18 protein-coding genes are annotated in these 24944 nt (G+C 62.7%); 7 read left to right on the plus strand and 11 right to left on the minus strand.

From position 1 onward, the window contains the following. Positions 1–4: 4 nt before the first annotated feature. Together A2I95_RS13540 and A2I95_RS13545 are read right to left on the minus strand one after the other, a co-directional pair. Positions 5–1330: an oligosaccharide flippase family protein gene (locus A2I95_RS13540; RefSeq protein ID WP_291730360.1), complete on the minus strand. Its 1326-nt coding sequence runs from the start codon at positions 1328–1330 to the stop codon at positions 5–7. 9 nt (positions 1331–1339) lie between these two features. Then, complete coding sequence (locus tag A2I95_RS13545) at positions 1340–2575, minus strand: glycosyltransferase family 4 protein (RefSeq protein WP_291730361.1); 1236 nt, start codon at positions 2573–2575, stop codon at positions 1340–1342. 668 nt (positions 2576–3243) lie between these two features. On the opposite strand from A2I95_RS13545, the gene A2I95_RS13550 reads away from it, so the two are divergent. Then, positions 3244–3552, plus strand: a complete 309-nt coding sequence (locus A2I95_RS13550; protein ID WP_291730362.1) for a hypothetical protein — start codon at positions 3244–3246, stop codon at positions 3550–3552. Positions 3553–3687: 135 nt separating this feature from the next. Here the strand turns inward: A2I95_RS13550 and A2I95_RS13555 are convergent, their stop codons facing one another. The 5 genes from A2I95_RS13555 to pabB are packed head-to-tail and all read right to left on the minus strand — an operon-like array spanning position 3688 to position 14096. Continuing rightward, the gene (locus A2I95_RS13555; protein ID WP_291730363.1) at positions 3688–4527 is read right to left on the minus strand and encodes a formate/nitrite transporter family protein; all 840 of its coding nucleotides are present in this window, start codon (positions 4525–4527) and stop codon (positions 3688–3690) included. 10 nt (positions 4528–4537) lie between these two features. Continuing rightward, on the minus strand, positions 4538–6928 hold the full coding sequence (locus A2I95_RS13560; protein WP_291730364.1) for an MMPL family transporter: 2391 nt from the start codon (positions 6926–6928) through the stop codon (positions 4538–4540). A gap of 5 nt (positions 6929–6933) precedes the next feature. Continuing rightward, entirely contained in the window at positions 6934–11121 is a 4188-nt protein-coding gene (locus tag A2I95_RS13565) for an aminotransferase class III-fold pyridoxal phosphate-dependent enzyme (RefSeq protein ID WP_291730365.1), read from the minus strand. Between the two features lie 24 nt (positions 11122–11145). Next, positions 11146–11946, minus strand: coding sequence for an outer membrane lipoprotein-sorting protein (locus A2I95_RS13570; RefSeq protein ID WP_291730366.1), 801 nt, complete (start codon positions 11944–11946; stop codon positions 11146–11148). A gap of 26 nt (positions 11947–11972) precedes the next feature. Then, positions 11973–14096: an aminodeoxychorismate synthase component I gene (gene pabB / locus A2I95_RS13575; protein ID WP_291730367.1), complete on the minus strand. Its 2124-nt coding sequence runs from the start codon at positions 14094–14096 to the stop codon at positions 11973–11975. Positions 14097–14279: 183 nt separating this feature from the next. Between pabB and A2I95_RS13580 the strand changes: the two genes are divergently transcribed. Genes A2I95_RS13580 through A2I95_RS13600 form a run of 5 tightly spaced genes read left to right on the plus strand, consistent with a single transcriptional unit; the run spans position 14280 to position 20654 of the window. Beyond that, positions 14280–15446, plus strand: a complete 1167-nt coding sequence (locus A2I95_RS13580; protein ID WP_291730368.1) for a 4-hydroxybenzoate 3-monooxygenase — start codon at positions 14280–14282, stop codon at positions 15444–15446. Between the two features lie 2 nt (positions 15447–15448). Next, the gene (locus A2I95_RS13585; RefSeq protein ID WP_291730370.1) at positions 15449–16684 is read left to right on the plus strand and encodes a hypothetical protein; all 1236 of its coding nucleotides are present in this window, start codon (positions 15449–15451) and stop codon (positions 16682–16684) included. A 16-nt stretch (positions 16685–16700) separates the two neighbouring features. Next, a complete protein-coding gene (locus A2I95_RS13590; protein ID WP_291730371.1) occupies positions 16701–18407 on the plus strand; it encodes a class I adenylate-forming enzyme family protein in 1707 nt (568 codons plus the stop codon). Beyond that, positions 18400–19782 (plus strand): hypothetical protein, encoded by a 1383-nt coding sequence (locus A2I95_RS13595; RefSeq protein WP_291730372.1) that lies wholly within the window; start codon positions 18400–18402, stop codon positions 19780–19782. Before A2I95_RS13590 ends, A2I95_RS13595 begins: the two co-directional genes overlap by 8 nt. Continuing rightward, positions 19779–20654: an aminotransferase class IV gene (locus tag A2I95_RS13600; protein WP_291730374.1), complete on the plus strand. Its 876-nt coding sequence runs from the start codon at positions 19779–19781 to the stop codon at positions 20652–20654. The genes A2I95_RS13595 and A2I95_RS13600 overlap by 4 nt, the downstream gene beginning before the upstream one ends. Here A2I95_RS13600 and A2I95_RS13605 read toward each other — a convergent pair. The 3 genes from A2I95_RS13605 to A2I95_RS13615 form a co-directional block, all read right to left on the minus strand. Next, entirely contained in the window at positions 20651–21709 is a 1059-nt protein-coding gene (locus A2I95_RS13605) for an NAD-dependent epimerase/dehydratase family protein (RefSeq protein WP_291730375.1), read from the minus strand. The genes A2I95_RS13600 and A2I95_RS13605 overlap by 4 nt on opposite strands. 42 nt (positions 21710–21751) lie before the next feature. After that, on the minus strand, positions 21752–22324 hold the full coding sequence (locus tag A2I95_RS13610) for an acyl-homoserine-lactone synthase (protein ID WP_291730423.1): 573 nt from the start codon (positions 22322–22324) through the stop codon (positions 21752–21754). A 131-nt stretch (positions 22325–22455) separates the two neighbouring features. After that, a complete protein-coding gene (locus A2I95_RS13615; RefSeq protein ID WP_291730376.1) occupies positions 22456–23394 on the minus strand; it encodes an alpha/beta hydrolase in 939 nt (312 codons plus the stop codon). 210 nt (positions 23395–23604) lie between these two features. On the opposite strand from A2I95_RS13615, the gene A2I95_RS13620 reads away from it, so the two are divergent. Further along, complete coding sequence (locus A2I95_RS13620) at positions 23605–24324, plus strand: LuxR family transcriptional regulator (RefSeq protein ID WP_291730377.1); 720 nt, start codon at positions 23605–23607, stop codon at positions 24322–24324. Between the two features lie 118 nt (positions 24325–24442). Here the strand turns inward: A2I95_RS13620 and A2I95_RS42555 are convergent, their stop codons facing one another. Continuing rightward, positions 24443–24856, minus strand: coding sequence for a transposase (locus A2I95_RS42555; RefSeq protein ID WP_367151532.1), 414 nt, complete (start codon positions 24854–24856; stop codon positions 24443–24445). Between the last annotated feature and the right edge of the window lie 88 nt (positions 24857–24944).

The raw sequence follows: 24944 nt of genomic DNA on the forward strand, positions 1-24944 counted from the left end.
GGGCTCATAGCAACGGCAGCCGCAGGCCAAGGGTCCGGTAGCCGCCGGCCGCCAGCGGCAGATAGGCTGCCAGAACGCCGGCCGTGGCGGCCATGCCTGCGCCCTGCAACCCGTAATGCGGCACCAGCAGCCAGGTGGCAGTGGCAAGAACCGCCGCGCCGGTCAGCTGGCTGGCCACGCAATAGGCCTGATGGCCGGTCATCAGCAGCATCACCGTCAGCGGCCCGAAGGCCGCGCGCAGCAGCTGTGCGGCAAGCAGCAGCAGCAGCACCGGATAGATGCCGCTGGCATAAGTTTGGCCCAGCAGCAGGCGGATAATCTCTTCGCCGAAGACGAACAGCGGCGCGGCAATCAGCAGGGCCGCCGCAAACCCGGCCAAAGTCAGGGTCAGATACAGTTTCCTGAGCGCAGTGAGATTGCCCTGCGCGTACAGGCTGACAACCCGTGTGGCCATCAGCAGCTCCAGAATGCCGACCGGCAGCGCGGCAAACTGCGCCGCCTTATCCGCCAGATTGTAATAGGAGACCTGTTCTGCCTGCAGCAGAACACCGACCAGAAGCAGGTTCAGCTGCAGGCCCAGGATCATCAGCACCGCATAGGCGATGTAGGTCTTGCTTTGCGCAGCGGCCGGGCGGACCAGGGCGCGGGCGGCTGTGGCGGGGCCGCTGAACCCTGCGGTCACCCGTCTGAGCCGCAATTGCGCCAGCACCGCGCCCAGCCCATAGCCGGCGGCCATTGCAGCCAGCGCCGCCCAGGCGGTCCGGCTGCCGGTCAGGGAGATCATCAGCAGCAGCGCAGCGGCTGAGGCCGCCGGGGCCAGGATCAGGAGATAGAGCTGCCCTTCGGCGGCCCGCTCCAGCCCGCGCAGCGCCGCACTGCCAATGTTGATCACCCCGATGAAGGCGGCGGCCAGAAAGATCAGAACAACGGTGCCGCCGGTGAGCGGCAGCGGCAGGGCGCGCGCGCTCCAGCCGGCGGCGAGCAGCAGCAGGAACAAGAGCGCCGCAAGGCTGACAAGCACCATCGCGGCGGCAATATGCGGCCGGACTTCAGGCTGCCGGCCGCTCTTGTGCAGCTCTGCCACCCGCCGGGTCAGGAATTGCGACACCCCGCCGGAGGCCGCCGCAGCGCCGATCACGGCCAGCGACCAGGCAATGGCATAGAGGCCGTATTCCTGCGGCCCCAGCCAGTGGGCCAGCAGCACCGAGATAGACAGCACCAGCGGCACTGACGCCAGTTTGATGATCCCGACAACAGCGCCGTTGCGCAGGTAAAACGAAAGAGTGCTTCCGGGACGGGAACGGGAGCGCGGGCGGGTTGTGGAAATCATGCCGGCAGCTCACACAGATCCGGCTGCCGTGCCGGGCTGCGCCAAAAGGGAACAGTAAACGTCCGCGTGCCGCGCTGTGATCGCATCATAATTATACGTGCTCAGGGCCAGATCAATTGCAGCCCTGGCTTTTAACTGCCGCAAGTCCTCATCCGCGGCCAGCGTCAATAACGCCTGCGCCAGCACTCCGGCAGCATCGCCGGAGCCCGGCGGCGGCAGGGTTATTCCGGCCTCCTGACCCACCGCCCGGCCAATGGCGTCCCCCTCCAGGCAAACGGTGGGCAGGCCGGTCAGCATGGCCTGCAGCAGAACGGTCGCCAACCCGTGGTGGTAGCTGGGATAGAGAAAAACATCGGCGCGGTTCAGTTCGCCCAGCAGCGTCTCCATCGGCAGTTTCCCGGTCAGCGTCACCGCGGCGTCCAGACCGTTGCGGCCGATCACCGCGCGGATCGCGGTCTCCTGGTTGCCTGCGCCAACCATCGTGAGCCGGGACTGCGGATATGCGGCATGAAATGCGGCAAAGGCGCGGACCGCCAAAAGCGCGCCCTTCCAATCAACAAATTCACCGGCATAGATAATCCGGATCACCCTGCCGCGCTGCAGATCCGTTTTCCGCTGCGCCATCCGCGGCGCGGGCTCAATCCCGGTCTGCACAAAAGGCACCACTTTGTTCTGCAGCTTGGCGGGGAGGTTGCCCGGCGTGTGCGACAGGATCACATCCGCCCGGGCGCGGGTGCGGCGGACGCCGGGGTCCAGATTGCGCAGGCCATAGCGCAGCGCAGTACGGGCCATGTCCTTAAGCCGGGCGCGCCAGGGCATCTGCCTGCGGATCAGCGGATGGGTGTTTTCGCTGCCCACCGGCCCCCAGACAAACGGCTTTTTCTGAAAGGCGGCGCCAGAGGGCATCCAGTCCATCCCGCCGGTCAGATGGTGGATGACATCAAAGCCGTGAACCCGGTCAAACCGGCGGATTGCGGCGGCAGAGCCAAGCTGCCAAAGGTAGTAATACAGCAGGAAGTTCTTTTTTCCGCGGCCCTTCAGGGCGGTGAACAGGCGCGGCAGATCATAATAGAGGAGCTTCAGATCCGGGTTCCGGTTTGCCGCGGCCTGGGCAGGCCGGTTGTTGCTGCGGGTCAGCACCCAGACCTGATGCGCGCCTGCCAGCCGGTTTGCCAGCGCCCAGCCGATTTCGCCTTCGCCGCCTTTGCCCGGCTCGCAGGCATATGCAAGAATGAGTACTTTCAAAATTCCCTCAGCATAATGGCGGGTGGCGGCACGCACCCTTGTTTCAGTGGCGGAGCACATCCTTTCCGATCGGTTGCGGGTCAGGGCGGGCCGCCGGGGCGGCGGCATCAGTAACGAAAAATGCTTGCACCGCTGGATTCCGCCTGCAGAAAACTACGTTTACGGGTATTGCAATATCCCTCAACTCGCTATGCCCGCCAAGGGCGAGTAACAATTTATTATGGTATTTTAATAAAACAACTTCAGAAAACCAACAATCAATAACCTGAAGTTGTAATGCCGTTCTTTCTTCAGGCTTTGATGGGCTTTGATGCTGTAACCGCCCCCGACGGCATCGACGTGCCAAGGTGGGATCGGAACAATCTATATTGGGAGGCGGTCATGTCGGGGGCGGTTACAGCATCAAAGCCGCTCCGGCAAATCCACCCGCGCGCACAAATTATACCTGTAATCCCTCTTATGTTAACTAATCGGATGAAACGCGCGGATATTGTTGAAAACACCTTGGGCCTCGATGTTTACCAAGGGCGAGTGGTTTGAATTCGGGACGTAATTCGAGGCAAGCCGCCATTCTACTGGGCGGCAGACGCCGCTGTCGGGCAGTGATCACTCACAACGAAGCTGTGCCGACGGTTGACCGGGTCCCATCGCCAGCGCTGCGCCGAGATATGAACGATCAGGCCATCGATCTGCTCCAGATACATCTGGCCGAGTTCCCCGGCCACGTCGGGCAGTGCAATGCCTTTAATTGCGATCGCTTCCATGAGCCGTTTGAGATGGGCAGGCCCTCGCGCTGCAACCGGACCATGCCCGGCAACCTGACCGTCTATCCTGGGAACCGCGGTCCGATGGGTATGAGCCTGTTCGCTGAACTGATCCAGTATGTCGATGCATTCGAAAGGATCGCCGCCTATGCAGCCTCACGCGAAGGCGCCGCGGCGCAGAACAGCGCCCTGTTTAAGCCGCGAATTCACTGATCCGCTTTATTTCAGATCAGCTCTGGAGACAAAGGGCTCCGGCACCCTGTGATGCCGGAGCCTGGATTGAAACGGAGCCAAAGCCGTTTTTCGTTTTTCAGTACGGCTGCCAGGCCTGTCAGCAGACGTTTTCTTTCAGACCTTCTCCAGCGGGGCATCACCCGCGGTTTCGTGGCTGAACCCCTTGTGGCGGTAGTAGGTTGAATAGATCGTTGCCCCGACAAAGGTGATGCCCCCGGCAAGGTTGCCCAGCACGGTGGGGATCTCATTGAAGAGCAGGTAGTCGGCCCAGGTGAAACCGGCCCCCAGCAGCAGCCCGGCGGGGAACAGGAACATGTTCACCACCGAATGCTCGAACCCGAGATAGAAGAAGATCAGGATCGGCATCCACATCGCGATCACCTTGCCCGAGACGCTGGTGGACATGATCGCGGCGACCACGCCGGTGGAGACCATCCAGTTGCACATGACGGCCCGGATAAACAGGGTTGTCATGCCGCCGAGACCGGCCTCGGCATAGCCCAGGGTCCGGGCTTCACCGATGGTGCGCAGTTTCTGCCCGACATCGCCGGCTTCCTGGGTGAAACCCATGGTCAGGATCGTCGCCATGAAGATGGCTGTTGTCATGGCACCGAGGAAGTTTCCGGCAAAGACCAGTGCCCAGGTGCGCAGCATCGCACGCGGGGTGCAGCCCGGCCGGTTGGCCAGCACCGCAAAGGGCACCAGGGTGAATACCCCGGTCAGCAGATCGAACCCCAGCAGGCTGAGCATGCAGAAACCAACCGGGAACAGCAGCGCGCCAATCAGCGGGTTGCCGGTGTTGACGGTGACGGTCACTGCAAACCCGGCGGCCAAAGCCAGGATCGCACCTGCCATATAGGCCCGGATCAATGTGTCTTTGGCGGACAGGCCCACTTTGGAGGCGCCGGCTTCGACCATCGCATCTGCGAGCTCATGCGGTTTGAGATATGACATCTGGCCCTCCTCAGTTTGGCGCCGGACGGACAGGGTCCGGCATTTCCAGTACCGGGCGGTAACTGTCCGGATCGGCCTCTGGCACCGGATTCTTGCCGGTTCGAAGCGCACTGCCGCGCGACAGCAGGATCAGCAGCGCCGGGGTGACGGTGAATTCAACCAGCAGCCCCAGAAAGATCGTTGCCGTGGTGACAAACCCGAAGGTGGCAAGGCTTTGCACGGAACCGGTTGTGTAGACAATGAAAGCCACCACCAGGATCAGGGTCTGTATGCCCATCGCCTTGCCCGCGCTTTGGAAGGTGCGGTGCAGGGCGGTATCCAGGTCCGCGCCCTGCTTGCGGCGGTCCAGGAAGTTGCGGGCAAAATGGATTGTGTCGTCATCCAGGATGCCCAAAGCAATTGCGCCGATCAGAATGGTGAAGGGATCCAGGATAATCCCCATGTGGCCCATGAAGCCCAGGACCAGCAGCACGCAGCAGACGTTGATAGCCGCCATTGTCAGGCCGATCACCACCGACCGGGCGATCAGCATCATCACCAGCGCCACAATTGCAGTCGCCATCAGAAAGGAAGAGATCTGCGTTTCCGTCAGGAAAGTGCTGATTTCAAGCCACATCGGAACCACGCCGGTGACCACAACCCCGGCATCCGGATAGCCCGCTTCGGCCATAACGGCGGCGGCCTCTGCCTTGATGGTTTCGACCAGCGGCGTATAGGCGCTGTAGGCGCGCGACGGCACTAGGAAGGTCAGCCGGGCTTCGTCGAAGCCGGCATTGGCAACCCGCTCCATCTCGTCATGGCCGGAGCTTTCGAACAGCAGGATCAGCTGGGCAATGGCGGTGCGGTCGTCAGGGATGGCATAGCTGCCCAGGGTCTGTTCCGACAGTTCCTTGACCACATCGGCCAGAGTGTAGGATTTGACCGGCACATCCTGATCCACGGCCGCCAGTGCCTTTTGCGTGATGGCATCAACTGCGCGCAGGGCGGCGGGTTCTTTCAATGCATCGGTTTTGCCAAGCGAAATCAGAACCTCGATGGAGTTGGAGACCGGAATGGCCGCATTGGCGGATTGATGCGCCTGAAACAGATCCGAGTCTGTCTTGAAGGTACCCAGATAGTAGTAATCCGTTTCCAGCTTGCTGACACCTGCGATGGCGAAACCCACCAGCACCGCAAACACGGCCACAATCAGCCGCGGCGCGCCGATGGCGAAGTTCGCCATTGCGGCCAGCGCCGGGCTGTGCGTGGTGCGGCCCGGCTGCTGCCGGATGCGGTGGCCCCACAGATTGGCCAGCAGCGGAAACAGGATCAGGGTGAAGATGCAGGCCGTCATCAGGCCGATGCCCAGGATCAGCCCCACGTCGCGCACCGGCAGAACACGCGAGCCGGAGAAGGCAAACAGCGCGCCGGCAGTGGTGATATTGGCCAGCAGCGCCGGGCCGCCGGCCTGTTCCATGGTGTCCAGAATGGCCGCCTGCACCGGTTCGCCCCTGCGCCGGGCGGTGGTGAAATCCGACAGCAGATACGCCGCGGTGCCCAGCCCGACTGAAATCAGGAAAGAGGGAACAATCGGTGTGAGCAGGCCGGCGTCAGCGCCCCAAAGCCCCATCGCGCCAAGCGCGCAGGCAATGGACAGGCAGGCGACCAGCGGCGGCAGCACCAGGGCCAGCCGGTGGCGGAAGGCAGCAAAGAAGCCGGCCATCACCAGCGTGAAGGTGATGCTACCGAAGATGCCGCTTTCCATGCCGACAATGCGCTGCACGTCCGCGTCAAGGATCGGCGCGCCGATGGCGATGCCATCCCAGGCGGCATACTCTGGCTGTGCAAGCACGGCGCGCACCGCCTGGGTGAAGCCCTCTTTGTCGGCGTTGGAGAAGGTGCTGACGGTTTCCACCAGAACGCCGAACTGCGTGCCGCGGTCATTGACGAACAGCCCGCGGTAATAGGGGTGGGCGGAGGCCTGTTCCAGCCGTTCGGTGACTTCGGCCTGCGACAGGCCGGCATGCAGATAGTCACCAACATCAAGGACATCATCCTCGCCCGTGATCGAGCGGACGTTGTGCAGCGCGGTCACCCGGTCGACACCGTCGATGTCTTCCAGCCGGGTTGCCAGCCCCTCCAGCTTTTGGACAAAGGCGGCGTTGGCCTCTGGCGGGGTCACGACGATGAAAGAGAACTCGTCCGACTGGTACTTTTCCTTGAAGGCATACCAGTCTTCGATGACCTCGGCCCCCTCCAGAAAGAAGCTTTCCGGAGAGGTGTCAAAGCCAAGGCGGGCAAGGCCGCTCATGAGGGTGGCGGATACCGCCAGCATAAAGACGATTGCCAATACGCGCTGTGCCAGAACGAAGGCGGCGAAGCGCCGCATGAACCTGGCGAGAAGGGGTTTTGAATGTGTCATGGATCTTACTGCAGCCTGATGGATTCAAGGTTGATTTTGTCCTGGACCATGTCCGAGAGAGCGAAGCGCTGCACCTTGCCGTTGCCGGTGCGCGGCAGTTCATCGAGGAAGAAGATCTTGTGCGGGATCTGGGCCTTGGCGAGTTTCCCGCGGATGGCGTCCTTCAATGCCTGTTCAAGCTCTGGCCCGGCGGTGGCGCCTGCGGCGGGAACCACAAAGGCATAGGGCCGCACCAGAGGTTCCGGATGCTCGCGCAGGACCACTGCGCATTCCGCGACCAGCGGATGCGCGTTGAGGAAATTCTGGGTTTCCGCCGGTGAGACCCAGACGCCGCCGACTTTGGTCAGGTCGGTTGCCCGGCCCAGGTAATGGAACCGGCCATCCCCATCCATGCGCAGGATGTCGTCGGTCCGGTACCAGCCGTCTTGAAACGCCTTGGCGCTTGCGTCCGGATTGCCAAGGTAGCCTCCGGCCACCGAATTGCCGCGCACCCAGGCGACGCCGGCCTCCCCGGTGCGGGTCACTTGCCCGTGCGCATTGCGGATTTCGATGCTGAAGCCCGGAACGATGGTGCCGATGCTTCTGCCGCCGGTTTCGCCCTTGGGGGTGGCAAGGGCAAAGGACATGATTTCAGTGGCGCCAAGACCATCCTGGATGCTGATGCCGCTGATCTGTTCCCAAGCGTCATCGACAAAGGGCGAGCGGGCCTCGCCGGCGGCGATGCACTGGCGCAGCGTCGACAGATCGCGCGGCGGCTGCTTGACCAGAATGCTGTAGACGGTCGGCACCGAGAACAGCACCGTCGCCTTCTGCTGTTCGATCTGGTCCAGAATGGCGGCGGGATCGAACCGGCCGTTGCCCAGCAACAGGGCGGCACCGTGATACAGCGCGGTCATCGACACCGAAAAGCCATAGGAATAGCTGAGCTTGGAGGTGACGATAACGTTGTCCTTTGGCGACAGCCCGACGTTGTGGCGGCCATAGTTCTCGGCCATGTTGACCAGGTCGAGGAAGGAATGCGGCACCGCCTTGGGCAATCCGGTGGACCCCGAGGTGAAGATCACAACAGCCTCCTCCCCGGCGCTTGCGGCTGTGGATTGCGGGCCGGCTGCGGTCGGGCCCAGCAGCTGCGCGTTGCTTTCAAGCAGTGCCACCGGCAGCAGATCCTGCAGACCGGCTTCCATACCGGGGCTGCAGAGCGCATGAACCGGATTGGCCACCTGCGTCATCGCCCGCAGGCGGTCCTGCGGCAGCGAGCTGTCCAGGGTGACCGGCACGGCGCCGATGCGCCACAGGCCTGCAACCGCAGCGATATGGGCAAAATTGCCGGCCCCTGCCACAAACACCCGGTCGCCGCGGCTGATGCCCAGCGTCAGGACGCGGGCAGCCGACACGCCGGCCGCATGATCGAGATCCTTCCAGGTGAAAATCCCGCCGTCCATCTCCTTGATCGCCGGATCGCTTGCACTGATCCCTTCCGCACGCTGGCCGATCAGGCGGTGATAATAGTCGATGCTGTCGCCACTGGTCAGCGACCGCGGGTCCGCGGCTGCGCTGGCACGGGACAAAGCCGCGCCCTTTCCGGCGGCCTCCGGGCTGCCGTCGCCGATCAGGCTGCCCCAATCGACCCGGCCGATCGGACGGTCGAACGCACGCAGATCTGCCAGTTCAAACCCGGTGTCGGCAGCGATTTCGCGCAGCATGCTGACCTCGCGGTGCGATGGCGCGGCGCCGACAGAGGTGTTTTCATAATGCTTGCGCAGCGCCAGCATGACGGTTTCGGCGATACAGGCAAAGGCGACCCCTTTGGGCATCGGAATGCCAAGGGCCAGCTGCGGACGGCCAGGATAGGCAATGACGCCGCCGTCCATGATCAGCACATCGTCGCGTTCTTCGCGGCAGCGGTAGCTGATGTTGCCAGGCCGGGACAGATCGCAGACCACGCTTTGCGGGCGCAGGTCCTCAGGCGTGATCAGCTTGTCGGTAGAGCTGGTGGCCGAGTAAATGATATCGGCGTTGCGCAGATCACGGCTGCAATTGTCTGAGATCACAAAATACTCGGGGTCGCGCAATAGCTGTTCCGCCAGTTCCGCCGGATCCGTTTGCCCGTCTATCAGCTTCAGCGCACGGTCCAGAACGGAGCCGGGACGGGCCGGAAGCTCGCCGTCGCGGGCGGCTTTCAGCCCCGCGGCCAGCGACCGCTTGAGCCGCAAGAAGGATTTTTCCAGCGGTGTCGCCGGGTTCACAAACAGATACAGGCGGCGGGCCCGGGCCGAGATCATTTGCACCATGCCGCTGCCGATTGACCCTGCCGCGCCGATAATCGCCGCGGTGGCGTCGCTTTGGTTGCGGCCCAGCGTGGTGGTGGCCCGGTCCGCGGCCATCAGGGCTGCTTCGATGGTGAAGCCGTTGCCGGTTGTCACCGCCTGGCCCAGCGGATCAATCCGGGACCCGCCGCGTGTCACAATCGATGTATAGCCGCCCAGACCAACAATCCGCGCGCCGCGTTTGACGGCCAGATTGACACATTTCTGCACCAGCTCGCAGGCGTCGTCCTGCGGCATGGCCAATAGCTGCCGGGCACTGCGGGGCAGCAGGATGAAGTCGCCGACCGCGCTGGAGCCGTCCTTGCCCTTGATCCGGGCGCGGCTCAGCAGAATAGGCTCGTCGAACTCGCCCAGAAGATTGGTCAGCACATCCCTTTGGCTGCGCGTCACCTGCCGCAGCAGCGGATCGAGGTTCTGCAGATCGTCGGTTTCCAGCTGGTGCACGATAAAGCCGAAGCGGCCTTCGTCCGGGCCGATTTCGCCGACCGGATCCGCCCCCAGGAATTCAACAGCGGATTCCCGTTCCCCGGCCTTGGCGGTGCCGGTGATATGCTTGGTGGCGCGCACCGTGTCCTGTGCGGCCAGCGCATCCAGGCATTCCTCCAATGCGGCGGCGTAGGTTTCACAGTCCGCGTCGGTGGTCAGGTAGCTGGGCATGATCCGCAGCACGCCCTTGCAGTTCGCTGCCGGCGTGACCCGGACGCCGTTTGACAGCATGTGCCCTGCCGTCAGCGCCGGAAATTGCTGGCCCGAACCGGCCAGGCCAAGGAAGGCCCCCTCGGATCCGGCAACCACATTAGTCTGGCGGCGGAATTCAATGCCATGCAGCAGCCCGCAGCCGCGGGTGTCTGCGATCAGGTCCGGATAGGCGCGCTGCAGCCCCTGATGGATGCCGTCCAGGGTGCCGCTGCGGGCGCGGATGCTGCGCAGCAGCTCGCCATCGTTTTCCAGCAGCACGTCAAGCATGGCATTGGCCGCGGTAGCGGCATAGGCGCTGCCGGCAAAACTGGACATCTGTTGAAAATCCAGCGACTTGGTCACCGCACGGGGGCCAAGCAGACATGCCGATATGGGCATCACACCGCCGCCCAGAGCCTTGCCCAGAACGATGATATCCGGATTGCCGCCCGTCCATTCGGTTGCGAAGAAATGCCCGGTGCGGCCTGTTCCGGTCATTATTTCATCGTGAATCAGCAAAACGCCGTGTTTGTCGCACAGCGCACGGACAGCTTCGAAATAGGCCTTGGACGCCAGTTTGACGCCGCCCTCGGATTGCACCGGCTCCAGAATGACCGCCGCCATCGAGTCACCCTCGGCGGCCAGGGCGCGGTCCATCGCATCAATGTCGCCAAAGGGCACAAAGACCGTGCCCGCCAGCTCGGCAAATTCGTTGACCGGAGTGGTGTGCGTGACCGAAAGACCGCCGATCGATTTGCCATGGGTGCCATTGACCGCCGCGATAAAGCGCAGCCGCCCGGTGGCCAGCCGGGCAGAGTTCAGCGCGATCTCAATCGCTTCGGTTCCGGTGGTGGCAAAGTTGACACGCTCGGTGATGATCGGCGACAGCGACATCAGGCGCCGGGCCAGCACTTCGGTTGCTTCTGAAAAATAGGGCTGGACCAGATTGGTCAGCGGCAATTTCAGGGTCTCTGAAACTGTTTCCGCAACAGGATTCGGCCCATGGCCCAGCGGCAGACAGCCGTGGCCGGGCACAAAGTCCAGCACGGTCTTGTCGCCGCTGCAATGCAGCCAGTTTCCGCTGGCGCCGTTTACTTGAGTGTACAGGCCGCAGGTCTTGAGCTTGCGGTCAAGCAGCGGGTTGATGGGGTTCGGCGCGTTAAGGTGTCCGAAGTGTTCCAGAGGCATACGCTTAGTTCTCCTGAAGGGGCGTCAAAGGCTTTGGGATCTGAAATGACCGCCGCCGAAATTTGGTTTGAAATCGATTTTGCTCAGGCTGATCAGGGTTTCCCGGCCTTTGCCTTGCACAATCATATGGCGCGACCGCAGGATGTGTTTCCCATCCGGCGCCTGGGCGGGCTTGGACATTCTCTGGGTCTTCAGATGGCGCCCCTTCTGATCGAAGTAATCGATCTGGAACGGCACCATCGACCCGGCCCTGGCCTGCGTCACCGCGCGCGCATAGCCGATGCTGCGCCCATAAGAGGCGTTGCGCACAGTGCTTTCCAAAGTGATGCTTTTGCCACTGCTGGCAGTGATTGCATGGGTGAAGTTTTCCAGCCGCATCGCCATCAGGTTGGCATAGCTGAAATCCGTCCCGGCAAAGGCATTGGCCTGTTTGGAGGCGGAAATCCGGCGCACTTTGCCAAGGCTGGGCAGCATCAGCCAAAGATCATTGTCCTTTCTGCCCTGCTCATGCACCAGCAGTTTGGTATCGCGCACATCCGCAGGGGCCAGAAAGACATAGCGCCGGTCGCTGAGATCCTTGCCGCCCTGCCGCGCCGTGGAGACTTCCAGATCGCGGGTGCGCACCGGCGCGCCGGTGCGGCGCAGCTCGACCTTGGCCATTGCCGCCATGGCTCCGGTCAACTCGATATTGTTCACCGCGGTTGCAACTTCCAGCGCATCCGGCGCGCCCAGCACCAGGCTGGGCGCCAGCATTGCGGTTGCCAGGCTGCCGCCCCCAAGGGCAAGAAAGCTGCGGCGGGGAAGCCGTGAAATAGAAACGGGCATGAGGGTATCCTTTTCGAAGTCCTGCTTCACTTTGCGAAGGTGTCTGCCGGCGCCGCCTGCAGGCCGTTGGAAATCCGGTAGTGGTCTGAATTGCCGGTGAGATGTTCCGCCAAGGCCCGGACCAGGGCCTGGCTTTTCAGCATGATCTCATCCAGTTCCGCCTTGGGATCCGACAGATAGGTGATGGCCCCGCCGCAGCCGATGGAGACGGATGCGCCCTGTTTCACCACTGTGCGGATGACAATCGAAAGATCCGATTGCCCGTTGTAGCCGATCCAGCCGATCGCCCCGGAATAGACCCCGCGCGGGCCTTCCTCGAGCTGATCAAGGATTTCCACCGAGCGGATTTTCGGGGCGCCTGTCATCGAGCCGCCGGGAAAACAGGACCGGATGGCATCAACGCTGGTCAGGCCGGGTTTCAGCCGCCCGCGGATGGTCGAGACCATTTGATGCACGGTTTTGTAAGTCTCAATGGCGCACAGCTTGGGCACATCGACCGAACCAGGGATCGCGGTTGCGGCGAAATCATGCCGCACCAGATCGACGATCATAAGGTTTTCGGCGCGTTCCTTCTCGGTGGTCTGCAGGCGCCGGGCCAGCTCTGCGTCTTCCTGGGGGGTGGCGCCGCGCTTGGCGGTGCCCTTGATGGGCTTGCTTTCCAGCAGGCCGGATTGATCCGCGCGCAGGAAACGTTCCGGCGAAGAGGAGACAATCTCGGTGCCGCCGATGTTCAGAAAGCCGCTGTAAGTCGCCGGGTTGCGCTGGCGGAGAAGCTTGTAGAACTCCCATGCATCCAAATCTTCCAGATCTGCGGTGATCTGGTTGGTCAGGCACAGCTCATAGCTTTCCCCGGCGCGGATCTGCTCTTGGCATTTGATGATCCGGGCCAGATAGGCCTCCGGGTCGTGCCGCATGGTGAATTCGAGCTGCAGGCGGGGTTTAGCGGACGCCAGGGCAACCTGCATTCTGGCCGCCTTGGCGAACAGTTTTTGCAGCGCCGACATGGCGTTGTCGAATTGGGCTTCCTCGGCGTCCTGCGGAAGGCACACCGCCGCATAGGCCGCATCGTCAAGATGGTCGATCACAAAGAACTGTGTCACGTGACGAAAGGCAGCGTCTTCGGTTTTCGAGGGCGGGGAGGAGACACCCAGGAATTCCGATTTCAGCTCATAGCCCAGCCAGCCGATAAGGCCGCCGAGGAACGGGAAGGGCGGATGCCCGCCGGGACAGGATACCGCACCCAGGCAACTGCCGAGGTAGTCCAGCACCGGCATCTGCCGCTCGGAGGCAAGCGCGGTTCCCTCGTATTCGCGCAGGATCTGCGTCTGCACGCAATAGGTCATGCTGCGGTCCGGTGCTGCCGGCGCCTCAACAATGGAGTAGCGTGAAAGCCCCTCCTGCGCGAGGCTGCTTTCCAGAAGCTGCGGACGGCGGCCGTTGACCAGCCCCTGCGCTTCGGCCAGCGTTGCCGGATCGATGGCCGCGCCCAGTTTGTGCCAGTAGAGGCTGCGGGCCGGGGCAGAACCACCTGCGTTGCTGCGGGCCTTGGCCGCGGTCCGGCCCTGATGCGCCTCGACCAGGTTCAGGAAGTTGCCGAGAATCGCTCTGCCGTATTCGGTGGCAATCGATTCCGGATGGAACTGCACACCCCAGCGCGGGGATTCGGTGCTGCGGATGCCCATCACGATGCCATCCTCGGTCCAGGCATCGCAGACAAAGCCCGGCGGCAGCTCCGGGTTCACGGTCCAGGAGTGGTAGCGCATCACCCGCTGTGTTTTGGGCAGGCCTGCAAACAGCCCCTCGCCGTTGCAGGTGATCTGACTGACCCGCCCATGCATCGGCTGCGGCGCCAGCTCAACCACGCCGCCAGCCTCGACGATCATCGCCTGATGGCCCAGACAGACCCCCAGCACAGGGCGGCTGTCGCGGCGCAGAATATCCAGGGAGATGCCTAGATCCTTGGCGACGCCGGTGTTGCCCGGTCCCGGAGAAATGATGATTCCATCATAGCTCAAAAATTCCGGGCTCTGCAGGAAATCGTAGCAATCATTGCGGATGACATCGATACATAGACCATCACGCTGGCCGCGCAGGAAGTCGGCTATATTATTGGTAAAGCTGTCAAAATTGTCGACGAGGAGAAGTTTCAAGGCTCTGTATCCTTTTACTGCCATAGGCTCATCAACCGGCTGGAAACGCCGTCAGGCTGAAATGAATTGTGCGGATAAGGCGGGAATTGCGGCCCGTCTGTCACCTATCGACTTTGAGAGTTCCGGTATCCGCCGCGGCTATCTAGCGTCGGCGCGAAACAGCAAAGCGGAGCGGAAAACCCCATGCGTACGACGGTTGGTATTATTGGCGGCGGCCCGTCCGGGCTGCTTCTTTCGATTCTTCTGGACCGTCTGGGAATCGACAATCAGGTGCTGGAACACCGCAGCCGCGCGCATGTGCAGCGCCGGGTGCGGGCCGGGCAGCTGGATCACGCCAGCGTCGCCTTCCTGCGCCAGGCCGGGCTGGCCGGGCGCCTGGACCGTCTGGGTTTGCCGCAGCGGGGCATGAACCTGCGCTGGCGGGATCAGACGCGGCGTATCGACCTTGAGGCGTTGAGCGGCGGGCATTCCTGCACGGTTTACGGCCAGTCGGCGCTGACATGCGATCTGACCAATGCGCTGGCCGCAAGCGGCCGCAGCCCGGTCTATGGCGCCGAAGACATCCGGCTGTCGGATCCGGAATCGGAACCGCATGTCATCACCTATCGCAAGGACGGTGCCGAACACCGGCTGGAATGCCGCTTTGTTGCCGGCTGCGACGGGGCGCACGGACCGGCGCGCCGGCTGGTGAACGGCGCCGGAGGCGGCAGCAGCAAGCGCCTGCCGTTTTCCTGGGCCGGCGTGCTGAGCGAAACCCCTCCGGTCTCGCCCGAGCTGACCTACGCCTACCATCCGCGGGGGTTTGCCCTTTGGTCGATGCGCTCGGACGCGGTCAGCCGCACCTATTTGCAGTGCGGGCCGGACGACCAGACCGGGGACTGGTCCGATGACCGGTTCTGGAGCGAGATGCAGCGCCGCCTGGGGCCGGATGTGAATTTTTGCCCCGGCAAGGTGACAGAACGGCTGATGGTCCGGATGCAGGGCTATGTCGCAGACCGGATGCAGCTTGGAAATGTGGTTCTGGCCGGCGATGCGGGCCACACCGTGCCGCCCTCCGCGGCCAAGGGTTTGAACCTGGCCATCGCCGACATCCGCGACCTGAGCGAAAGCTTCCGCAGGCTGCTGTTCGAGGGGCGGCAGAACGCCTTGGCGGAGTATGCGCAAAAGGCGTTGAAACGGGCCTGGGCCGGGCAGGCTTTCTCATGGCAGATGACGGATCTGCTGCATGCGCCGCCCTCGGGAGATCCGTTTGAAAATAGTCTGAAACTGACCCGGCTGGACACCCTTCTGGCCTCGCCCGGTCAGCTGCGCCTGTTCTGCCGGGACTACACCGGCGCCGAGGCTGCCTGACCATGCTGCAAAGACTTCTGAAACCCGGCCTGGTCCTGACCACGGCCCTGGCCGCTGCGGCACCGGCCCAGGCGGAATTCAACGGGTATTTCGCCACCGGGGTTCAAGGCGGAAACCCCAATTTCACCGATAGCGGCACCGGCGTATTCGGGCGTCTGAGCTATAATTTTTCCCGCAATCTGGACGCCGCCGGCGGCGCGCTGGATCTGTTCGCCGGCGGGACCGTGCAGGGCAGCGGCCGGGAAGACCGGGCCGTCAATGAAACCCAGGCCCTGCGCGAGGCATATGCCGAGTATCAGGCAGGCAGCTTTACCCTTGGGGCCGGGCGGCACGTGAATGTGCAGGGGATTGCTGACGGATTCATCCCGACCGATGTGGTCTCGCCGCGCAATTTCCGCTTTGCCACCTACGAAGAGCAGGGCAACCGGTTCGGGTCCGACGGGATCTGGGGCACGGTATTTCTTGGGCCCGAAGTCACGCTGTCCGCCTACGCCTATACCAACACCCGCAGCAGTGTTCTGCCGCAGGGGATTTACCCCGGCGCGCTTTCATTGCCGGACAAACCGGTTGAAAGCGATGATCAGGCCTATGGCGGGCGGATCAGCTGGGCCGCGGGGTTCGGCGACCTGGGGCTCAGCGTCTATTCCGGCCCGGCCAATCTGCCCTATTTGTCTGCAGCCGGAACCGGAGTGCAGCCGGTGGTGCCGCATCTGTTCATGGCAGGCGCGGATTTTGACCTGGTCCGCGGCGCCTGGCGGTTCTACGGCGAGGCCGCCCTGCATGAGTACAAACCCGGCAGTTTCGCCATTCCGCAAGCGCTGTTGCCGGAGGATGAATTTCAGGCCGTCTTCGGCGCCGAGCGCGAGCTGGCCGGCACCAGCAGGCTGGCTGTGCAGCTGTTCTGGCGCGATCTGCAGACCAGCCGCAGCAGCGGCGCCGGTCCGCTGGCGCCCTTGTCGGCCGGCGTCAGGACTGTTTACGGGCAGTACGAGGACCGGCAAACCGGCTCCAGCCTGTCCTACACCTGGGAAAGCGACGATACCCGCCGGTCCGCCGAAGCCACTGTGTCCAGCTGGTTTGAAGACGACCTCTATGTGCGGTTGCGGGGCAAATACCGGCTTGGCTCCCAAAGCGTGATTTATGTGTATGCCGATTGGCTGGATGGTCCCGCGGGTTCGCCCTACGGCACTCTGCAGGACAGCTCCAACATCGGCCTTGAATACCGGATTTTCTTTTAAGGGAAAGGGCTTAACCGTGTTTCCGAAACGTCTGAAATTTATTCTCGACCGGTCCGTCAATATCGCAACCCTGATGGACACCGCAATCGCCGGGCGCGAGCATGAGATCTTTTTCACCACCGACGAAAAGCTGCCGCAGTATGGTATCCCGGATGACGGGCTGACCGGGGCCGGGCTGCGCGATACTGTCAACCGGCTGTGCCGCATGCTGCACAGCCGCGGCGTCCGCCGGTTCGACCGGGTTGCGATCTGGAAAAGCAACTCGCTGGACTATTTTCTGTGGAGCTATTCGGCGATGCGCCGGGGCGCAATCTCGGTTCCCGTCAATGGCCGGATGCCGGTTCAGAACTTTTTGAACTTCATCCGCCATAGCGGTGCCAGAACGGTTGTAACCGATTGCGCCGGACTGCAGGCATTGCTGGACAGCGGCCTGCCTCTGGACGGGATTGAGCGGATCTTCTTGACCAACGGCAGCATCGAGGCGCCGGGCATCGACGTGATCACGGTGCCGGAAACCTTTGCCCAGGCACCGGCAGAATACACCCCGCCGCATATGGACCGCGACCAGCACGTGATGATCTGCCACACATCCGGCACCACCGGGTTCCCCAAGGGGGTTCTGCACGGGTCGGACAGTTTCATTCTGGCCGCCCAGGGCCAGATGCGGATTCAGTTCATTACCCGGCGCAACCCGGTGATGTTCGCAGGCTGGATGAACCACCATATCAGCCAGGCCGGCTGCATCACCTCGCTTGCGGCCGGCGTGCAGACCCATATCGTCACGGATCTAAGCGCCAGACACATTCTGCAGTCAATCAGCGACTGGCAGCCGCGCCTGTTCTTTGCCTTTCCAGACATCTACCAGAACATGTGCCAGACCGGCCTGGACGGTTACAACCTGGCCTCGGTCAGGATGTGGATGTCCAGCGGCGACGCAATGCACGAGCATTTCATCCGGCAGCTGACAGCCAAGGGCGCGTTTCTGCGCCTGTTCGGCAAACCGCTGGTCAGCTCCCTGTTCATGGAGTTCTTCGGGACGTCCGAAATCGGCTTTGCAGCATTGGTGAAGATCAGCGAACGGCGGACCCGGACCTATGGGCGGATGGTGGGGCGGCCGACACCGGCCAGCCCGGCGGTGAAAATTGCCGATGCAGAAGGCCGCCGCCTGCCTGCCCACCAGGTCGGGCGGATGATGGTCAAGGGGCCGACGCTGTTCAAAGGTTACTGGAACCAGCACGACCGCACCCATGATGTGGTCCGGGACGGCTGGTGGTGGACCGGGGATGTCGGCTTCCGGGACAACTTCGGACGGTTCTACCAGATCGACCGTGACGTCGACACGGTGAACACAGCCCATGGCCCGGTCTACGGTCTGCCAGTTGAGGAAGAAGCGCTGAAATTGCCATCCGTGCAAGAGGCCGTGCTGGCGGCCCGCCCCGCCTCTGGCGCGGACGAAGCGGTGCTGCTGCTGCAGATGGCACCGGGACATGCGGGCAGTCCCGCGGATCTGCTGGCGGAGCTGAAAGAGAACTGCAGTTGGGCGCAACACCTGTCGCAGGTGATCATTATGCCGGAAGGCGCCACCCCGCCGCGCGGGCTGACAGGCAAAGTGCTGAAACGCGAAATCCGCGAACAATTGCGCCAGCAGCCCGCAGCGGACGGGGTACAGCCGCAAACACTTGCAGGATCGCCCGCCGCTGCCAAGGAACTGGCCGATGCCTGAACGCCATCCGATGACGACGCTGAACCGCATCTACATCTACTATGAAAAGATGCTCGCCCGTCAGGGGCTGAACGGCAATTCCTGCGACTGGTTCGAACTGGAAAACGCACCGGACCTGGATATCCTGCGTCAGGCGGCGGCCTCGGTGTCGCGGCGCCATGCGGCCCTGCAGGCGGCCGGCGCCTTTGCCTGGCCGGCCGGGTGGCACTGGGCGCGCAACCCGCAGGCACAGCCGAACATCCGCTATGTGCGCACGCGGAGACGCTGCCCGGAACAGGCCGCGGATCAGCTGGTGCCGCAAAATGTCTGGGGCGAGCCGCTGGATCACGCCAGCGGTCCGCCGTGGCGGATTTTTGTCACGGAATATGACGACCTGACCATTCTGCAAAGCGTCACCAGCCATATCTACACCTGCGGAAAATCCGCAAACCTGATCTCGGTGCAGCTGGTCACCGCCTATGAGGCGCTGATGCGCGGCGAAACCCCCAATGAAGCCCCGGCTGAAGTTCCGGACAGGGCAAATGCCAGACTGTTCATGCCCAAATGGTCCGCCTGGCGCCATCTGCGCTCCTTTGCGGCGACAATGCTGGACATGCTGCGCGAAACGGTGACGGCCCCGGTGGCGCTGGCAGGCAATACCAGCAGCAAGCTGCAGCGCGGACGGACCCGGGTGCTTTTTGAAGACCTTGGCCCCGATGTCTGGCAGCATCTGCGCCAGTTCGCCCGCGCTGAACAGATCAGCCGGCACCCGTTTTACCTTGCGGCCTGGGTCGAAACGATCACCGCCTTCAACGCAGCCAGAGGGCAAAAGCCCAAGGGCAAGGTCAAGCTGATCGACAACTTCTCGCTCAGGCCGTTCTCGGACCAGGATCTGGACGGTTACTACGATATCTGCGCCGTTCCCTATGCGATCGAGGTTCCGTCCGGCCCGTCGACCCGGACCCAGCGCGCGCGGATTTTTGAAACGGTGGAGACCCTGCGCGCCGGCAAGGTGCTGGACGACCTCACCCGCTATGCCTTTTACCACAAGGTGATAGCCTTTCTGCCCAAGGTTCTGGCAACCAGACTGGTGCTGATGCTGGTGGTGAAATCGCCGTTCATCCTATCCAACATCGGCCCTGTTCCGCCGCAGATTTTGAATTCCTCCGCCTTGCAGACGCGCCGGTATTTCAGCTTTCCGCAGCTGTTTCCGCCGGGCAAGATCATGCTCCTGATCACCACAACACCGGACAGCCTGCGCGCCGTCTTCCTGTGGGACGAAGACGCGGTGTCCTGCGCAGACATGGAAAATGAAATGATCCCCGCCTTCAAGGACGCGCTGGCGCGTTCCATCGGGCTGGGCGCAGCCGGCAGCCAGCCGCAAGCTGCGGAATGACCGGCGGCAAGCTGCTGCCGCTGCTGTGGTCGGACGGGGAATTCCACCCGCCCGGCAGCCCAGTCTATGCCGCTTCTGAACGCGGCGCCACCCTTGGCGATGCGGTGTTCGATACGGTTCTGTGCCTGGGCGGCAAGGCGGTGCTGCGGCAGGCCCACCAGCGGCGGCTGGAACATTCGGCGGATTTCTTTGCCCATCGCGCCGACTGCCGCCTGATCTCCGCCGCCTATGGCATCAGCGCAGAAACGGAGGCCGCCGCGATCCTGCGGGTGTCCATCAGCCGCGGTGCGGGGGCGCGGGGGCTGGCGATCGATCTGTCGCAGCGCAGCCGGGTGACAGCCACGCTGTCGCCGCTGCCGCCGTCGCTGCAGTTCCAGCCGGTTGCGCTGGACATCGCCGCCGCCGCCAGAAACGAGACCTCGCCGCTCAGCCAGTGGAAAACCGCCTCATCCTATCTCGATGCGGTTCTGGCCACCGGCACGGCCCGCCAGAAAGGGCTGGAGGATGCGCTGTTCCTGAACACCCACGGCTTTGCCGCCTGTACCACGATGGCCAATATCTTTGCCATCAAGAGCGGCCGGCTGATCACGCCGCCGGTGCATGACGGGGTCTTGCCAGGGGTGACACGGGGGCTGCTGTTGTGCCTGGCAGCAGAAGCAGGGCTGACCGCTGAAGAGGCCTCGCTCACCGCCAGGGATCTGCAGGCCGCGGATGAGGTTTTTGCCTGCAACAGCCTGCGGCTGATCATGCCGGTGACCAATATGGGCGGGGGCGCGCTGCGGTTCCGGAGCACCCTGGCCCGCTTGCTGCGGAACAGGATCGCCCAGGACTCCGGTGTTCTGCCAGCCCCGCCGGACTGGGCCGCGGATTAATCCGCGGCTGCCAGTTCCTGCTGCATCAGCACGCGGCTGGTTTCCGCAATGCTGTCATCAATCGGGCGGAAGCTGAGCCCCAGAAGCGCCTGCGCACGGTCGCAGGACACCTCCGGCGCAGCACCCAGATGCGGCAGGGCATTCTGCAGAACCGGATCGAATTTCGCCGCGGCCCGCACCATCGAATCCGGTGCCGCGCCGGTCTTGATGGCCCGGCTTGGGAATTGCTTGGCAATCACCCTGGCAATTTCAACCATCGTCCGGGTTTCACTGGCGGCAATGACCCGCTGCCCGCAAGCACCTTTGCGCAGCAGTGCCAGCACATGGGCCTCAGCCGCATCGCGGACATCGACACAAGGGAACCCCGCATTGGGAAGCGCCGGATCGCGGCCTTTCAGGAACCGCTGAATGACCCCGATAGACGTCGCGCCGCTGCTGCCGATGGGCGGCCCGAAGGCAAGCCCGGGGTTGATGACAGTCATCTCCAGCCCCAGTTCCTCCGCCAGCGCCCAGGCCCGGCGCTCGGCGTTCAGTTTCGACAGCGCATAGGCGTCCGTGCGGGGATCATCCGGGTCGCTCCAGTCGCTTTCATCGTAACACAGGCGTCCCGGCTCCAGCGGTTTCATCGTGACCGCAACAATGGAGGACGTGACCACAACACGGCGCGTGCCATGGGCGGCGGCGGCGCGCAGCACCCGTTCGGTGCCCTCGGACGCCAGTTTCACCAGATGCTGCGGATTCTTGGGCGGGCGGTCAGGAAAGGGCGAGGCCGTATGAATGATCGCCCGGCACGATTGCGCCGCCAGACCCCAGCCGTTGTCAGAGGTCAGATCAGCCTCGATGAACTCCACCGCGAGGCTGTCCTTGCCCAGATAGTCCTGCAGCGAGGCCCGGACCGGGCCGGCCTTTTGAATGTCGCGCAGGGTGATCACCACCCGCAATCCGCGGGCAAGCAGGGCCGCGGCCACATGGCGGCCAAGATAGCCGCCGCCGCCGGTGACGCAGATCCGGTCTCCGGGCGCGATTGAAAATTCCTCGAGGGTGTCCTCAGGCATAATCGGTCTTCCTTTTTGTGATGAACGCAGTCCGGACGCCGGTCAGGCGGTCAGGCGGATTGTGCTTTCGGCCGGTTCAATCCGGACCCGGGCAACGGCGATGGTCATATTGCCGCACCGCCAGGGCTTGCCGAGAACCTCCAGGTCATACCCGCGCGGGATCAGGATCCGCGCATAGATGAACAGCGGCATAAGCAGCAGAAACTCGGACAGGCCCTGCTGCTGGCCGAAATGGTAGATCCGGCTGGTGATGGCGTCGATTGCCTCAGACCGCTCGGCGCCGCTCAGGGACCGGCAAACGCCGAACCGTGTCGCTTCCCAGACGCGGTCGCTTTTGGGCAGCGGCCCGTCATATTCCTGCGAAAAGCTCTTTTCGATCATATAGGTGCAGGATGTCGGCAGCAGGCGCGAGACGCCGACCACCTCGTCTGCATTGTTGATGCACAGGACATATTCCGTTGCCGGCGTGTCGAATTCATCGAACTCCATGCCGCCGTAGCTGTTCAGGTCCCAGCCCAGCCGCTCAACGAATATCTGATGCCGCAGCTTGAAATGCGCACGCCAGTAGTGCGCGTATTTCCCGATATTCCGGTTGTTCACGATGATCGTCCGCATGTCACCCAAGCCCCGTTTCCCTGAATTTGAGTGGCAGTGTCAGGTCGATCCGCGCAGCGGTAAACACTGTAACCTGATAGTTGCACACGGGCTTGGCTGCGCTCACCGGAGAGACCGGGATTCGCCCAGCCCTAGTGCTGCGCATCCAGAAAGGCGCGCAGCGCCCGGCCCGACCCGGCCGGCTGGTCCAGCATCGGCACATGGCCGCATTGATCCAGCCAGACCAGTTGCGCATCCGGCAGGGCCTCTGCCAGAACCGCGGCGCCGCTGGGATCGAAAATCCGGTCTTCGCGGCACCAGACTATCAGGCTTGGCTGGGTGATACGGGCGGCAAGCGCCTGCAAGGGAACCGTATCTGAGCCGTTGACCTCCTGCCAGATCCGCCGGTTTGCCGGCGCATTGGCGATTTCCTGCCCCGCCCACAGGTTTTCAATCACGGCAGGCACATAAGGTTTTTCCGGGAACAGCAAGGCGTTGCGCTGTTCAAAAGACTCGCGGCTGTCGACCACCAGGGTTTTCTGCTCTGTCCGCATGGCCGCCTCAAACTTGCTTTCCTGCGGCGAATTCACACCGACGGGGCTGCCGATGAAGGCAACACTGGCGACCCGGTCAGGAAACTGCGTGGCCACCAGGCCGGCAATCTGTCCGCCCATCGAATTCGCGGCCAGATGGAAACGCTCCACCCCAAGCGTATCCAGCACCGCCATCAGGTTCTGCGCCTGCTCGGTATACTCATACTCCCCTTCCGGCAGCACGGCATTGTCCCCGAATCCAGGCAGATCCAGCGCGATGACGCGGTAGTCTCCGCCCAGCTGCCGGGTCATGTCGATCCAATGCTCCTTGCGCGCAAAGATCCCGTGCAGCAGCACAACCGTCTCGCCCTCGCCGCCCTCCAGATAATGCACTGTGCCGGCCTTGGTTTCGGCCTGTTTCGCCGCCAATCCGGAGGCATAGACAAAGGCCGAGATCATCGCCCGGGCGCTCTGCGCCGGCCAGACCCGCAAGGCGGCTGTGACGGCCAGACCGGCCAGTAAAAAGACGATTGCGAGGGTGAGAAATGTCTTGGTCATCAGAAGTCGGGTCTCTGCCAGGGATGCTTTACCCAAAAGTGTGAGTCTGACCCGGAAATGCAACCCTGAGTGAGGAAAAGACCCTGCATCGGCGTATTCCCTCCCACGACCGCTTAGCAGATCTGCGCCAGGGTGCGTCACAATTATAAGTTGCGCCTTAGGTTAACCTGAAATAACCGTACGTAAGTTTCATTCATGTAGGATTTGGTGATGCAGAATGCTGTTTCTAGCGGATGCAACGCGCGCGGTTCCATTGTGGACAGCCTATTCAGCGAACTTCAGGGCAGCACGGATTTTGAGTATTTCGCCGCCTGCCACATAACCGCGAAAACCACGCGCGGCATCACTGCGGCACAGCAAAGCATGAAGACAAACTTCCCCGACGAGTGGACGGCACATTACTGCAGCACAGGCCTGATCGGGTCTGATCCCGTCATCCAGTTTGCCCCCCGCACAAGCCGGGCCATTTGCTGGCAAACCGTCCGGAACTGCGCATCGTTTCAGAAGAAACATGATCAGGTTTACAAAGCGGCCGGCGATTTCGGTATTCATTCCGGGGTGCTGCTGTCCTCGCGGCAGTTCGACGGCAGCATTCAGATCGTGTCCTTCTCAAGCTCCCGGAAAAAAACCTATTCAGACAAGGACTTGTCACGTGCAACCTATTACGGTCAGCTGATTGGCCAGGCGGTGAGCGACACCGTTCCCCCTGAAAGCGAAACCCAGGCAACAGGCGGCATTTCCCCGCGGGCACTGGAATGCCTGCAGCTTGCAGCATTGGGGAAATCTTCAGCAGAAATCGAGATCATACTCAACATCAGCCGCCACACAGTCGACTTTCACATCAGAAATGCGATGGCCGCCCTGGACGTGAACACCCGGACCTTTGCTGTGGTCCGGGCGGTGCAGCAGGGCTTGATCCTTCCCTGCTGACAGCGGTGCGCCGGGTTGCGCGCTGACAACGGCCCGCGATTGCTCAATGTCAGAAAGCTGGCGAAAACCCAGATTAAGATTTCCATATTTGGTTCGGCATGTGTGATACAGCGAAGCCCTAGGTTCCAGCCTCATAAAGTTTCAAAGCCAGAAGATGACGGCGGCGGCGAGCGCGATGGCTGAGAGGAAGATTTTCGGACATCTGTCGTAACGGGTGGCGACACGCCGCTAATCCTTCAATCGGCCGAACATGATCTCGATGCGGTTGCGCCGCTTGTACCTGCGCTTGTCGTATCGAACGGGTTTGCCACGCGACTTCCTGCCTGGGATGCAAGGACGTATCCCCTTGTCTTTCAAGGCATCCCGGATGCCAGTCGGCATCATAGCCCCGGTCGGCAATCATCCAATCGGCAGCGGGCAAGCTTCTCAGGAGCGCCCTGGCACCCGTATAGTCACTGACCTGCCCGGCGGTCATGAAGAACCGGATTGGACGGCCAGAGGCATCTGTGACGGCATGAAGTTTGGTATTCATGCCGCCCTTGGTTCGCCCCCTCTCGGGACATTGCTGCGCAATGCCCTGCCAGGCAAGGAATCAGACGTCCGCGCCCCCTTTTCCGCCG

It is taken from the genome of Leisingera sp. F5, assembly GCF_001593695.1.